Raw genomic sequence first — 13417 nt, 5'->3', positions numbered from 1 at the left:
TAAAAGCGTTAGCTTTAACTTGCTAACGCCGCTTTAACCTTATCTCGGTAGCTACGGCTCACTTTTAATTCTTGGCCATTTTCAAGTACTAATAAATACTCGCCACTTACTTGTGTAACCAGTTTACTAATTTGTTTTGTATTTACTATTGCGCTGCGGTGCACACGCACAAATAACTGAGGGTCGAGCTCTTGCTCAAGCTCTTTCATTGTTTTACGTAGAATATGCGTTTGTCCGTCTTCACAGTGTAAACACATATAGTCACCTGCTGCATCAACCCATTGGATAGTCGCTACTGGTACTCGAATAATTTCACCCTGCTCTTTTACAGCAAGCGATTCTGGGTAACGTCTGTCTGTTAGCATATCGCCAGTGGCTAATTTTTTAAGTATTTCTTCGCAATTGTTACCAGTAATACCGGCTACAAAACTCGCTAGTTTTTTCTTATGGGCGTTGTCTTGCTGCGTTTTTAAGTAGGTATGCACTTTTTCTACCGCCTGTTTTAGTCTGTTATCATCAACGGGTTTTAAAATGTAATCGAGAGCATGAATTTCAAACGCTTTTACAGCAAACTGGTCAAAGGCCGTTACAAATACAATCGCTGGTAATGCTTTTGAGCTTTCGCTAAGGGCTCTTGCTACTTCAAAGCCATTCATACCTGGCATTTGAATATCTAAAAAAACCAAATCAATTTTCTCGCTTTGACACATTTCAATTGCATCAGCGCCTGAACTACACAATTTAATTACTTCAATATCAGAGTATTCTTCGAGCCTTACCGCTAAACCTTTTCGTGCTAACGGTTCATCATCAACAATGAGTGTTTTTATTTTAGTCATTTTTCACAGCCTTCTCAAAAGGTACTCGCAGATTAACTTTTAATCCACTTGGCGTATTATGTGATAATACAAACGAATAATTATTTTCATACAACGTTTTTAATCTATCTTTGGTATTAGCAACACCTACGCCTTGAGCGTTAACTAATTGGCCATCGAGTATGTCAGTACCTGGGCCGTTGTCGCCCACTTCTAGTAATAACTCATTCGCAAATACCTGTGCTTTTATATCAATTACTCCACCTTCTGTTAGATGGGCAATAGCATACTTAATTGCGTTTTCAATAATAGGTTGCAAAATTAAGCTCGGTACTAAAGCCTCTTTAGCTTGCTCGCTTATATCTACATTTACCTTTAATCGCTCATCAAAACGTACACGTTCTATTTCTAAGTAAAGCATGAGTGCATGTAACTCTTGCTCTAGCGGTACTTTCTTTATTGGATCGGTATTTAATGTATAACGTAGAAAGTCACTTAGCCTTGCTACCATTAAGTTAGCATCTTTGTTTTCTTTAACCAAAATTAAAGTAGAAATAGCGTTAAGTGTATTGAATAAAAAATGGGGATTGAGCTGATACCTAAGCATTTTTAATTGCGCTTCGTGTGCCATAGTTGTGGCTTTTAGTGCTTTTTGTCGCTCACTTTGTAATAACTGATAATATTTAACGCCAAAGTACAAACCACTCCAACATAAAATAATATAAACCGAATCTAAACCTTGCTGCAGGTAATAAAACCACTCCTCTGGTCTATAACCATGGCGGTATATTTCCCACAAATTAAATTTTTGAACGACAGCCCATAAAGTACCTGTTACATAAGAGGCACCAAATACCACAATCATTAATACCCAAGGCGAGGCATTCCAAATTTTACGGTAAATATACCTAAGCGGTACTGTCATTAAGCAACCAGCGTAAGCATTTAATAAAATAACAAATACGTATATATCACGCATTTCAAATACTTTAGAGCCAATATAATTTACTAACGCATAACCAATCCAGCCTGCAATTTGCAAAAGCCAAAAAAAGCGCTGTCTGTTATCGACTAAAGATTGCCAGTTCAAAATAGATGTTTACTCCGTATAGTTAAAGACTAATTCCATAAAATAGGCGCTTGTTATTCTTTATTATTTTTACCTATGTAGGGCTAATTTTAATAAAATTAGATAGTCTTATTATATAGATTTATGAGTTTGCATAGCACTACAGCCTACCTTGCTTTTTAATAGTCTTACCGCAAACAAATAGTAGATACACTAAAAAAGCGAAAGGTTATTCACCTTTCGCTTTTTAAATATAAATAGCTTTGTGTAAATTAAGCTAGTTTGTCTGATGCTACTTTGTATGTTGGATCTTCAATCACATTCACTTCAACCAAATCACGTGCTTTATGCAACAACTGCGTACAGTCTTTACTTAAGTGACGTAAGTGAAGTTGTTTACCTGCTTTTGTGTACTTATCAGCAAGTGTGTCAATTGCTTCTATTGCACTGTGATCAGATACGCGGCTATGCTTAAATTCAACAATTACATTTTTAGGATCATTTTTAACATCAAATAACTCTGCAAAGTTTTTAACTGAACCAAAGAAAAGCGGGCCATGTAACTCATATACTTTAGCGCCTTCTTCATCAATATAGTTAGTTGTGTATATGTGCTTAGCATGCTGCCAAGCAAATACTAATGCAGATACAATAACACCTACACATACTGCAATCGCTAAATCGGTAATAACCGTCACACCCGATACAAGTACTATTACGAACGCGTCTGATAGAGGCACACGCTTCATCATTTTAAAGCTGGCCCATTCAAACGTACCTAATACAACCATAAACATAACACCAACAAGTGCAGCTAGTGGGATCATCTCAATTAAGCTTGAAGCGAATATGATGAACGCAAGCAACATCAATGCAGCACTTATACCCGATAAGCGAGAACGACCACCTGAGTTAATGTTGATCATTGATTGACCAATCATTGCACAACCACCCATAGCACCAAACATACCACAAGTAATATTTGCAGCGCCTTGGCCTATACACTCTTTATTACTATGACCGCGAGTTTCTGTAATCTCGTCAATTAAGCTAAGCGTTAATAATGATTCAATTAAACCAATAGCCGCTAAAATAAGTGCATAAGGAAAAATAATTTGTAGCGTTTCGAAAGTAAACGGTACCATAGGAATATGAAACTGAGGTAAACCGCCTGCAATTGTTGCAGCTTCGTCGCCTGTCATTCCTTTTAAGAAATCAACTACGGTATGCGCTTCTAAGTCCAAACCAATAACTAAAGCGGTCACTGTAATAATAGCGACTAATGTAGAGGGTACAGCCGTTGTTAGTTTAGGTAAAAACTGAATAATAGCCATCGTTAAAGCCACTAAACCAAGCATAATATATAACGGGTTACCCGTCATCCATTCTTGTCCGCCCATACCATCAGGCACTTTAAATTGTCCTAACTGAGCAAGAAAAATAACAATAGCTAAGCCGTTTACAAAACCAAGCATTACCGGATGAGGAACCATGCGGATAAACTTACCGAGTTTAAATACACCCGCGAGTATCTGCAGTATGCCCATGAGCAATACGGTCGCAAATAAATACTCAACACCATGATCAAGCACTAAACTTACCATAACAACAGCTAGTGCACCGGTTGCACCTGAAATCATACCAGGGCGGCCACCAAATATAGCCGTAATTAAACCAACGATAAACGCGGCATATAGACCAACTAAAGGTTCTACATTTGCAACAAAGGCAAACGCAACAGCTTCTGGCACCAAGGCTAGCGCCACAGTTAATCCAGAGAGTATATCGTTTTTAGCAGAGCTAGGCGCCCTACTGAGTAAGTTAAACATTGAGTTCCTCAAATGGTGTAATGGGTATCAAAAAAAGCGCTAAATTCTACCAAATTAGCGCTCAGTTAACAATTGTCATTATGTGGTTAAACTAAACTAAAAGAGGTTTAGCTTTTAAAAGAAGTGCTTTTATAAAGGGAGGGAAGTACTACGTTTTACACATGTCATTGTTACATTAGAATGTACTTCTTGTACATATTCTAAGCTTAGTAAATTATCGCGTACAAAGTGCTCATAACCTTCTATGCCTTGTGAAATTATGCGTAGCATAAAGTCCATTGTTCCGGCCATGGTGTAACACTCTGTTACTTGATCATAACTCATTATAAGTTTTTCAAATTCAGCAAGGTTCTTTTTACCGTGATTTGATAAGCGCACATGTGCATATACAAGCATATCAAAGCCAAGTTTTTTCTCATCTAAAAGAGCCACTTTGCTTTTTATATAACCATCTTGCTCTAGCTTGGCAATTCGACGCCAGCATGGAGACTGAGACAAGCCTACTTTATCAGCAATTTCTGCGGTTGATAAACTAGCATCTTGTTGTAAAAGTGCCAATATTTGGCGATCTACGTGATTTAGAGACATTTTATTTCTTATTTATCAAATAAACTGGTTAAATTATACAACCATTTTAAAACTCAGTCTGCTTATTTTTAATTTTTATGCAGTTTGCCAAACTTCAAATAAGTAACTTAACCAAACTTACCACTCACAAAAGGGTTTGTTTGTTTTTCAAATCCAACCGTAGTGTCGCTCCCATGCCCTGCCAATATTTTAGTATTATCAGGTAAGGTTAGAATATGCGTCTTAATCGACTCTATAAGTTGTTCGCTGTTCCCCTTAGGGAAATCAGTTCGCCCTACTGAGCCTTTAAAAATAACATCACCTACAATAACGCATTCATTCTCTTGTTGATAAAACACAATATGACCAGGTGTATGCCCTGGGCAATGCTTCACTAAAAAGCTAAGTTTACCTACGCTCACGGTATCGTTATGGTTTAGCCAAATATCCGGATAAAAAGGCTCAATGGGTTTAAACCCGAACATTTGTGCTTGCATAGGTAAGTTTTCAAACCAGAAGTACTCATCTTTTTGTGGGCCAATAATTTGTACGTTAAATTGATTACGTAAAATATCAGCCCCACCCACATGATCTAAATGCCCGTGCGTTAACCAAATAGCACTTAATTCTAGTTTATGCTCATTAAGGGCTGCTACTATTTTATCAGGGTCGCCACCTGGGTCTATGACTACGGCTTGTTTAGTTTCACTACACCAAATAATACGACTATTTTGTGCAAATGCAGTGACGGGTATGGTTATAATTTGCATATTAGATTTCTTTACTTTTTTGATCCGGGATAACAACTTCTTCTTCAAATGACATCAATATTGGGTACTTTAAGTACGCTTGATCATAAAATGGACTTTGCTCATATAACCAGTTTAATCTCGCATCAGCGTCGCTTGCGAACGATTTATCTTTAAGCTTTTCATCAAACTTAAGCGCTAGCTTTGGATTGTCTTTTAGCATTTGGCGTGCAAACGGAATTAGTGCATAGTTTTCCATATACTCAGTACGCTGAAAAATTGTATTAAATTCCCCCCATGCAAAAAACGAATCTGGTGCTTCAGGGTGCAATAAATGCACAGCAAGCTCACCTGCTTTTTGTTGAGTATTGACTTGATACCAACCATCTAAATCTACATTTATAGCAGGGACATAATCAAAACTTGCTGACACTCTAAAACGGCCTTCAAATGGTGCTTTATCAAACGTGTAGTCTGCCAACTTTGCTACTTTTAAAGGCTGTGTGTTTGCCCCTTCAAGTTTATTAATAGAGACACCATGTAACTTTAGTTTCTTAATAATATTGCGATATACAGGCGGAATAAAAAAAGCTTTAGGTACTTCAACTGTATGTTGTACATCTTTTTGCCAATAAATAGGTAAGTCGGTATATGTATGTGCTTTACCCAAATACTTCACTTCATTTTGGCCTGAGAGCGCATTCATGCTTGATGAATACTCAATACCTTTAAACTGCGCAATCGTATCAGCTTGCTTGGAATAGCCACGCTTTACTATTAACTGTTTAGGAACAAATTCCTGTTCTTTTTTTACTGCATTAGCTAATTCATGACTGTGCTTTGATAGCGCAGTAATAGCACCATCTAAAAATACGTAAGTTCCTAATACACGTTGCTTGTAAGGCTTCAATGAATGATTTTCAACTAAAATAGTCGGTAATGACTTTAAATCACCCCAACCATTTGAAAAGCGCGGCGTAGCAACCCATCCCGCTAATCCTTTTTTAAAGTCGCGCTTATCCATAACAAAAACAAGTGGCCCTGGCATGTGCCCTTGCTTAGCTAGCGTATCGTCAATCAGAGGTTTAAAAAACTGGTTTAGTGCATCAGATACCGCAGGCGACTCGCTTGAAAATACCGGATTGTAGCCATAAGTCACATCGTATTGGTAATCTGCGCCGTCGGTTACGTGTACATCAATGTATAAATTTGGGTTGTAGTCGTTAATAACCTTTAGAACACTTCTAACTTCTGGGGTATCTAATTTAGTAAAATCACGATTTAAATTAAGGTTATTAGCATTTGTTCTAAAGCCCATTTTTGTAGGGCCCCGTTGATTGATGCGATTGAATGCACTACTACGTTCGTGTCCATCTACATTTAAAATAGGAATAAATAATATGTTTACCTTTTTTAAAATGTCACGGCGCTTACCCGTCGCTATATCTCTGAGTAACATAAACATGGCATCTTTACCGTCTATTTCACCAGAATGTATTCCTGCCTGGATAAAAATAGTTGGCTTAGTGCTATTAGCCATTTGCCTTGCTTCAAAAAAACCTTGTTCACTGGCAATCAACATTTTTATTGCACGCTTGCTATTACTATAGCCAATGGTTTGAGATTGAAACTGAGTAGGGTTTGCAGCAACTAACCTATCTACAAATGCCATTGTATTTGCATAATCGGGCGACGCTTCCCCTGCTGACAGCTCAAAATCAGTAGTTAACGGCCCTTGTTTTTGTAAAAGCTCTACGCTTTTCCCCTGCCACTCAATTAATGGAGGTAAGTGTGCGTCATACGCCACACTCGCAGATAAAACTAGTAAACTTGCAAACATAAAATTCTCTAACAAACGCCTTAATTATATAAATTATATCAACTAAATTTTTTATAATGAGGAAACTGCGGTGATTCAACAAAAAAATGCAGCCAATTACATGTCACTCATTCACACCTGTCTTTTAAGGCTATACAACATTATTAATGTACAGTAATTCATTACATTACTATTTATACCAACTCGTAAAAATACTTAATCAATTTAAAGGATTACATCTGACGCTAACAGCGCCAAAAATGTCTGATATACGTCTGCATGGATCCAGGAGAGTGAGTAATGATGGAGCAATTGCCAAGAACAACTAAATAGTGAATTTCGCCCTGCTCTAACGTATCTTTTTATCGATAAATAGAGCTAATATAAGCAGATGGGTATTAATTTGAAAAAGCCGATTTAGCTCAGCTATAAAAAAGTGTAAGTTATTAAATTACAGGCACAAAAAAAGGAGCCATAGGCTCCTTTTTTAATACTTATATGAAAAAGCTTAAGCGGCTAGGCCTTCTTTTGCTTTTTCTACAAGCGCTGCGAATGCAACTTGGTCATAAACAGCGATATCTGCAAGGATCTTACGATCGATTTCTACAGATGTCTTTTTAAGACCATTGATAAAACGGCTGTAAGACAGACCATTTTGACGTGAAGCAGCATTGATACGTGCAATCCATAATTGACGGAAAGTACGTTTCTTCGCACGACGGTCACGGTAAGCGTATTGACCCGCTTTAGTAACAGCCTGGAAAGCTACGCGGTAAACACGTGAACGTGCTCCGTAGTAACCCTTTGCTTGTTTTAAAACTTTTTTGTGACGTGCACGTGCGACAACGCCGCGTTTAACTCTTGCCATTTCTAAAAACCCCTATTAAGCGAACGGTAACATACGTGAAACTAGACCATGGTCATTTTTATGAACCATCATCTTAGGACGTAGGTGTAACTTACGCTTAGAAGTTTTCTTAGTCAGAATATGACGAAGATGCGCTTGTTTACGCTTGAAACCGCCAGAAGCAGTCTTTTTGAAACGCTTAGCAGCGCCACTGTGACTTTTTAGCTTATAAGCCATTGCAATAACTCCAAATTGTATTGCTTTTAAATTAGTAAGCAGGCGTGAGATATATTTCTATAGCTCCACTTTTAGGCCTAACTTACTGCCATGTTCCGGTGAAGACCCAACATAAATGCCGCAATCTTACTTTAATACCGGTTAACCCAGGTGAATATTCGCATATTACTTGCAGACCTGAGCTAATTTCGGTGCGTATTATCGCTTAAAAATTATTTTTTAGCAACAGGCGCCATCATCATAACCATTTGGCGACCTTCAACACGATTTGGGAAAGACTCAACTACTGCAAGTTCTTCTAAATCGGCTTTGATACGGTTTAATAATTCTATACCAATTTCTTGGTGAGCCATTTCACGACCACGGAAGCGGATAGTAATCTTAGCTTTATCGCCAGCTTCTAAGAACTTACGTAAGTTGCGAAGCTTAACCTGATAATCACCTTCATCCGTACCAGGACGGAATTTGATTTCTTTTATCTGGATTTGCTTTTGCTTCTTCTTCTGCTCTTTTAGTTCTTTGCTTTTTTCAAAGATGAACTTACCGTAATCCATGATTCTACAAACAGGCGGCTCAGCGTTTGGACTGATCTCAACAAGATCAACACCCGCTGCATCGGCCATAGTTTGCGCGTCTTGTAATGACTGAATTCCAGCTTGTTCGCCTTCAATGTCAATTAAACGAACTTCTTGCGCTGTAATTTCTTCGTTAATACGATTTTTTTGAGCTGTTTGTTGCCCTTTCTTGCCGCCTCTAATAGTACGTTCCTCCAAGAATATCAATAATATAAGCGTGTAATTGGCTGTTTGTTAATGCCTTACACGCTCGATTTTTACTGTCGATTTTTAACTTCTTCGCTAATTTTAGCTACAAAATCATCGACATTAAATTTGCCTAGGTCTTCACCTGTGCGAGTACGCACTGCTACTTCTTGTTGTTCAACTTCTTTATCGCCAACAACAAGCAAGTATGGAATACGCTTCAGTGTATGCTCACGGATTTTAAAGCCAATCTTCTCATTTCTCAAGTCAGCAGCGGCTCTAATTCCAAGTTTATTTAATTTTTGTACAACTTCTTTAACATAAGGAGCCTGTTTATCGGTAATATTCATAATTACCACTTGCTTTGGCGCAAGCCACGTCGGGAATAAACCAGCGTACTCTTCAGTTAAAATGCCAATAAAGCGTTCAATAGAACCTAAAATAGCACGATGTATCATTACAGGTGTACGACGTTCGTTATTTTCTGCTACATAAGTAGCGCCTAAACGACCCGGTAATGCAAAGTCTAATTGCACTGTACCACACTGCCACGCTCTGTCTAAACAATCGTATAAAGTAAATTCAATCTTTGGACCATAAAACGCGCCTTCACCCGGAAGATAATCAAATTCAATATCGTTTAGCTTAAGTGCTTCGGCTAAAGCAAGCTCTGCTTTATCCCACATATGGTCTTCACCAATGCGTTGTTCTGGGCGAGTAGATAGCTTAACTACAATCTTCTCAAATCCGAATGTTTCATATGTATCATAAACCATCTTAATACACGCTGAAACTTCGTCCATTATCTGCTCTTCGGTACAGAAAATGTGAGCATCATCTTGTGTAAAGCCACGTACACGCATTAAACCGTGTAGTGCACCTGATGGTTCATTACGATGACAACAACCAAATTCAGCCATACGAAGTGGTAAATCACGGTACGATTTTAAACCCTGGTTAAAGATCTGCACATGTCCTGGGCAGTTCATTGGTTTAATCGCGTATTCACGCTTTTCAGACTCAGTGGTAAACATTGCTTCTGAATATTTTTCCCAGTGACCTGATTTTTCCCAAAGTGAACGGTCCATCATCATTGGACCTTTTACTTCTTCGTACTCATATTCGCGTAATTTTTCACGTACAAATTCTTCAAGCTCGCGGTAAATGCTCCAACCATCGTTGTGCCAAAATACCATGCCTGGCGCTTCTTCTTGCCAATGCCATAAATCAAGCGCTTTACCAATACGGCGGTGATCGCGTTTTTCAGCTTCTTCAAGGCGTTTTAAATACGCTTTAAGTTGCTTTTTATCGCCCCACGCTGTGCCGTAAATGCGTTGTAGCATTTTGTTTTCTGAATCACCACGCCAATATGCACCCGCAACTTTCATTATTTTGAAGTTTTGGCAAAATTTCATGTTAGGAACGTGAGGTCCACGACACATGTCTACATATTCTTCGTGATGATATAACCCTGGGCGGTCATCTTTAGCGATGTTTTCGTCCAGAATTTCTATTTTGTATGTTTCGCCACGCGCTTCAAATGTATCGCGTGCTTCTTGCCAGCTTACTGTTTTTTTCACTACGTCGTAGTTGGTTTTTGCAAGTTGCAACATACGCTTTTCAATTGCTTCAAGATCATCTTGTGATAATGAATGTTCCATATCGATATCGTAGTAAAAACCGTTATCAATGGTAGGACCAATTGCCATTTTCGCGTCTGGGAAAAGTTGCTTAACTGCATGACCAATTAAGTGAGCACAAGAGTGACGAATGATTTCAAGGCCGTCATCGTCTTTAGCGGTAATGATCTCAAGGCGAGAGTCTTCACTAATTAAATCACATGCATCAACACGGTCGCCATTAACACGACCCGCAATGGTCGCTTTAGCTAAACCAGGGCCAATATCGTTTGCAACATCAAGCGTGCTTACAGGGTTTTCAAAACTACGTTGACTTCCGTCTGGAAGAGTAATAACTGGCATTATAAATCCTTGCTACAGTGGTGACACCTACAATGTATCACGTGTATTTTTAATAAATTAAATGAGAATGACTCGACAACGCTTTTACGAATAAGCATTGACTAATAAATGTAGATGCAGAGTCTATTCAACTACAAAGATATATTGTCGCGTGCTGCGCATTTAATTACAAGTTTTAAGGGGTGAAATCCACCCGTTTTGAGCACAAAATGTAACTTTTAGAGCAAAAAAAATCATTTCATTAAAATATAAAAGCATCAACGCACTAATTACGCACCTACAACTATACCTACACTCGCATTTTAATGTGTGTTGCGTATAATACTGCGTAATTAAGTTATTTTAGAGAATAGACATGAGAACATGTGGTGTAGAAATTACCGGTAGTGATGTACTACTTTGTATTTTAAGTAAAGATAATGACGTATTTGATATTCGCGATGTGCGCCAAACACGCTTTACCTTAGGTAACGGTAACGACACTGAAGTAATGCGTAAATTTCAATTCGATTTTGCAAAACTAATGCAAGATTACCAAATTGATTCTGTTGCAATCCGTGAGCGTCAGCCTAAAGGTAAATTTGCTGGCAGCGCAAAGGGATTCAAAATGGAAACTGCGATTCAATTAATCGACAATTTAGACGTACGTTTATTTACCACAACTGAAATTAAAGAACAGGTAAAGCGTAATCCTATTCCTATTGATTTTGAAGAAACAGGTCTTAAAAAGTACCAAGAAAATGCATTTGTAAACGCTTACGTTTACATAATGAAAAAAACATACCGCAGCGACGAAATGTAAACTCATTACTCGTTTAAAAACGCGTACTTACATTGTAAGACGCGTTTTTTTGTATCTAAAAAACATGATTAGATTTTATTAATCTAATAATACATTAGTCTAACTGCACTTCTCTTTGTCGACAATATGTGTTTATTTTAACTTTGTAGTTTACATAACTCACACACATTTTCATGGAGAGAGCAATGCACACACACACTATTGCGGTAAAAGAAGTAGAACAAATAAATCACTTACCGTTATCGCAAAGCTATTTTAAAGGTATACAAAGCACACCTTTAACAAATTCAACTATAGGCGAGTACTTTGACTTTATTGTCGACAAAAATCCAGAGGCGTTAGCTGTTGTAGTTCATCACCAGGGTATTCGCTTAACGTATAAAGAATTTCAAAAAGAAGTTAATCAACTTGCTATGGGCTTACTGGCCCTTGGTGTAAAACCAGGAGAGCGTGTTGGTATTTGGTCTCCTAATAATATTGAGTGGTGCTTAACTCAATTTGCAACCGCAAAAATTGGCGCAATAATGGTTTGCATCAACCCTGCATATCGCCCTAACGAATTACAATACGCCTTAAATAGTGTTGAATGCTCTACTCTAATCACAGCATCAAACTTTAAAGGCAGTGATTATTTAGAAATGCTCAATGGTTTGGCTCCAGAACTTGCAACTTGCGATAAAGACACACTTAATTTAAAAGCACTGCCCACTCTTAAAAATATAATCCGCATTGGCGATGAAGCATCTCCTGGTATGTACTCTTTTAATGATGTTATTAACTTGCCAACATCGGCACATGAACTTGAATTAAAAGCAATAGGTGCAAACTTAAATGCTGAGCAAGACATCAATATACAATTTACATCAGGCACAACAGGCAACCCAAAAGGCGCAACGCTCACTCATAAAAATATTTTAAATAATGCGCTATTCGTCGCCGAATCTATGCACTTTACGAGCGATGACAAGTTATGTATCCCCATCCCGTTATACCATTGCTTTGCAATGGTATTGGGTAGCTTGTTGTGTGTTAGTAAAGGTGCAGCAGCCATTTATCCAGGCGATTCGTTTGATGCAAAAACCACACTAGATGTAGTTCAACAAGAAGGATGTACAGCGCTGCACGGTGTACCTACCATGTTTATTAGTGAGCTTGAGCTAAGTAATTTTAACGATTATGACTTAAGTACTTTACGCACGGGTGTAATGGCAGGCTCTACATGCCCAGAGCAAGTAATGCGCAAAGTACAAACACAAATGAACATGCATCAAGTACTGATTGCTTACGGGCAAACTGAGTGCAGCCCCATAAACAACATTACCGAAACAGACTCTTCAATAGAGCGGCAAGTAACGACGGTTGGCCGCGCACTTGCCCATACCGAGGTTAAAATTATTGACGAGCTGGGTAACATTCAACAAATTGGTCAACCTGGCGAAGTGTGTAGTAAAGGTGCAGGTATAATGCGCTGCTATTGGAATGACGATGCTAAAACAAAAGCCACAATAGATGAAAGTGGTTGGCTACACTCTGGCGATTTAGGTGTCATGGATACAGAAGGGTTTGTCACTATTGTTGGCCGTATTAAAGATATGATTATTCGTGGCGGCGAAAACATTTACCCGCGCGAAATAGAAGAAGTGCTTTACACCTACCCGGGCATTCAAGATGCTGCCATATTTGGTATAACAGATGAAAGGTATGGCGAGGAAGTGTGCGCTTGGATCCAACCAAAAGAAGACGCTGTGCTTGATGAGCAAGCAATTCGTGAGTTTTTAAAAGACAAACTAGCCTACTTTAAAATGCCACGACATATCCGTTTTGTAGAAAACTATCCAATGACAGTAACAGGTAAACTGCAAAAATTTAAAATGCGTGAGCAAATGCAAGAAGAGCTAAGCGACAAAGCCTTCTCCTAATTTTTCTCTACAAAAAAT

At 38.3% G+C, this 13417-nt stretch carries 12 protein-coding genes; 2 read left to right on the top strand and 10 right to left on the bottom strand.

Annotated features, from left to right (window positions below; genetic code table 11):
* Positions 1 to 14: 14 nt before the first annotated feature.
* The 10 genes from I6F42_RS05815 to thrS all read right to left on the bottom strand — a co-directional run bounded on the left by I6F42_RS05815 (position 15) and on the right by thrS (position 10678).
* Complete coding sequence (locus tag I6F42_RS05815; RefSeq protein WP_007582688.1) at positions 15 to 839, bottom strand: LytTR family DNA-binding domain-containing protein; 825 nt, start codon at positions 837 to 839, stop codon at positions 15 to 17.
* On the bottom strand, positions 832 to 1908 hold the full coding sequence (locus tag I6F42_RS05810; protein WP_007582687.1) for a sensor histidine kinase: 1077 nt from the start codon (positions 1906 to 1908) through the stop codon (positions 832 to 834). The genes I6F42_RS05815 and I6F42_RS05810 overlap by 8 nt, the downstream gene beginning before the upstream one ends.
* 251 nt (positions 1909 to 2159) lie before the next feature.
* Positions 2160 to 3716, bottom strand: coding sequence for a SulP family inorganic anion transporter (locus I6F42_RS05805; RefSeq protein WP_010554472.1), 1557 nt, complete (start codon positions 3714 to 3716; stop codon positions 2160 to 2162).
* 129 nt (positions 3717 to 3845) lie between these two features.
* Entirely contained in the window at positions 3846 to 4304 is a 459-nt protein-coding gene (locus I6F42_RS05800; RefSeq protein WP_007375323.1) for an Lrp/AsnC family transcriptional regulator, read from the bottom strand.
* Positions 4305 to 4411: 107 nt separating this feature from the next.
* Positions 4412 to 5053, bottom strand: a complete 642-nt coding sequence (locus I6F42_RS05795; protein ID WP_166376284.1) for an MBL fold metallo-hydrolase — start codon at positions 5051 to 5053, stop codon at positions 4412 to 4414.
* Between the two features lies 1 nt (position 5054).
* Entirely contained in the window at positions 5055 to 6872 is a 1818-nt protein-coding gene (locus I6F42_RS05790) for a M14 family metallopeptidase (RefSeq protein WP_197151397.1), read from the bottom strand.
* Positions 6873 to 7359: 487 nt separating this feature from the next.
* The gene (gene rplT / locus I6F42_RS05785) at positions 7360 to 7719 is read right to left on the bottom strand and encodes a 50S ribosomal protein L20 (RefSeq protein ID WP_002960711.1); all 360 of its coding nucleotides are present in this window, start codon (positions 7717 to 7719) and stop codon (positions 7360 to 7362) included.
* A 15-nt stretch (positions 7720 to 7734) separates the two neighbouring features.
* Complete coding sequence (rpmI, locus tag I6F42_RS05780) at positions 7735 to 7935, bottom strand: 50S ribosomal protein L35 (RefSeq protein WP_002960713.1); 201 nt, start codon at positions 7933 to 7935, stop codon at positions 7735 to 7737.
* 212 nt (positions 7936 to 8147) lie between these two features.
* Entirely contained in the window at positions 8148 to 8708 is a 561-nt protein-coding gene (infC, locus tag I6F42_RS05775) for a translation initiation factor IF-3 (RefSeq protein ID WP_002960714.1), read from the bottom strand.
* 59 nt (positions 8709 to 8767) lie between these two features.
* The gene (thrS, locus tag I6F42_RS05770; RefSeq protein ID WP_197151395.1) at positions 8768 to 10678 is read right to left on the bottom strand and encodes a threonine--tRNA ligase; all 1911 of its coding nucleotides are present in this window, start codon (positions 10676 to 10678) and stop codon (positions 8768 to 8770) included.
* A 355-nt stretch (positions 10679 to 11033) separates the two neighbouring features.
* Between thrS and I6F42_RS05765 the strand changes: the two genes are divergently transcribed.
* Together I6F42_RS05765 and I6F42_RS05760 are read left to right on the top strand one after the other, a co-directional pair.
* Positions 11034 to 11480 (top strand): DUF3010 family protein, encoded by a 447-nt coding sequence (locus I6F42_RS05765; protein WP_007582681.1) that lies wholly within the window; start codon positions 11034 to 11036, stop codon positions 11478 to 11480.
* Positions 11481 to 11665: 185 nt separating this feature from the next.
* Complete coding sequence (locus tag I6F42_RS05760; RefSeq protein ID WP_197151392.1) at positions 11666 to 13399, top strand: AMP-binding protein; 1734 nt, start codon at positions 11666 to 11668, stop codon at positions 13397 to 13399.
* Positions 13400 to 13417 lie beyond the last annotated feature (18 nt).

This window comes from Pseudoalteromonas sp. SWYJZ12 (genome assembly GCF_015864395.1).
In the GTDB taxonomy this organism is placed as follows: domain Bacteria; phylum Pseudomonadota; class Gammaproteobacteria; order Enterobacterales; family Alteromonadaceae; genus Pseudoalteromonas; species Pseudoalteromonas arctica.
This window is presented reverse-complemented; position numbering and strand designations above follow the sequence as displayed.

What these genes read in the sequence shown, in the direction of transcription:
- I6F42_RS05815 (WP_007582688.1), bottom strand. Translation starts at nt 839, where the DNA reads ATGACTAAAATAAAAACACTCATTGTTGATGATGAACCGTTAGCACGA.
- I6F42_RS05805 (WP_010554472.1), bottom strand. Translation starts at nt 3,716, where the DNA reads ATGTTTAACTTACTCAGTAGGGCGCCTAGCTCTGCTAAAAACGATATA.
- I6F42_RS05800 (WP_007375323.1), bottom strand. Translation starts at nt 4,304, where the DNA reads ATGTCTCTAAATCACGTAGATCGCCAAATATTGGCACTTTTACAACAA.
- I6F42_RS05795 (WP_166376284.1), bottom strand. Translation starts at nt 5,053, where the DNA reads ATGCAAATTATAACCATACCCGTCACTGCATTTGCACAAAATAGTCGT.
- I6F42_RS05790 (WP_197151397.1), bottom strand. Translation starts at nt 6,872, where the DNA reads ATGTTTGCAAGTTTACTAGTTTTATCTGCGAGTGTGGCGTATGACGCA.
- rplT (WP_002960711.1), bottom strand. Translation starts at nt 7,719, where the DNA reads ATGGCAAGAGTTAAACGCGGCGTTGTCGCACGTGCACGTCACAAAAAA.
- rpmI (WP_002960713.1), bottom strand. Translation starts at nt 7,935, where the DNA reads ATGGCTTATAAGCTAAAAAGTCACAGTGGCGCTGCTAAGCGTTTCAAA.
- thrS (WP_197151395.1), bottom strand. Translation starts at nt 10,678, where the DNA reads ATGCCAGTTATTACTCTTCCAGACGGAAGTCAACGTAGTTTTGAAAAC.
- I6F42_RS05765 (WP_007582681.1), top strand. Translation starts at nt 11,034, where the DNA reads ATGAGAACATGTGGTGTAGAAATTACCGGTAGTGATGTACTACTTTGT.
- I6F42_RS05760 (WP_197151392.1), top strand. Translation starts at nt 11,666, where the DNA reads ATGCACACACACACTATTGCGGTAAAAGAAGTAGAACAAATAAATCAC.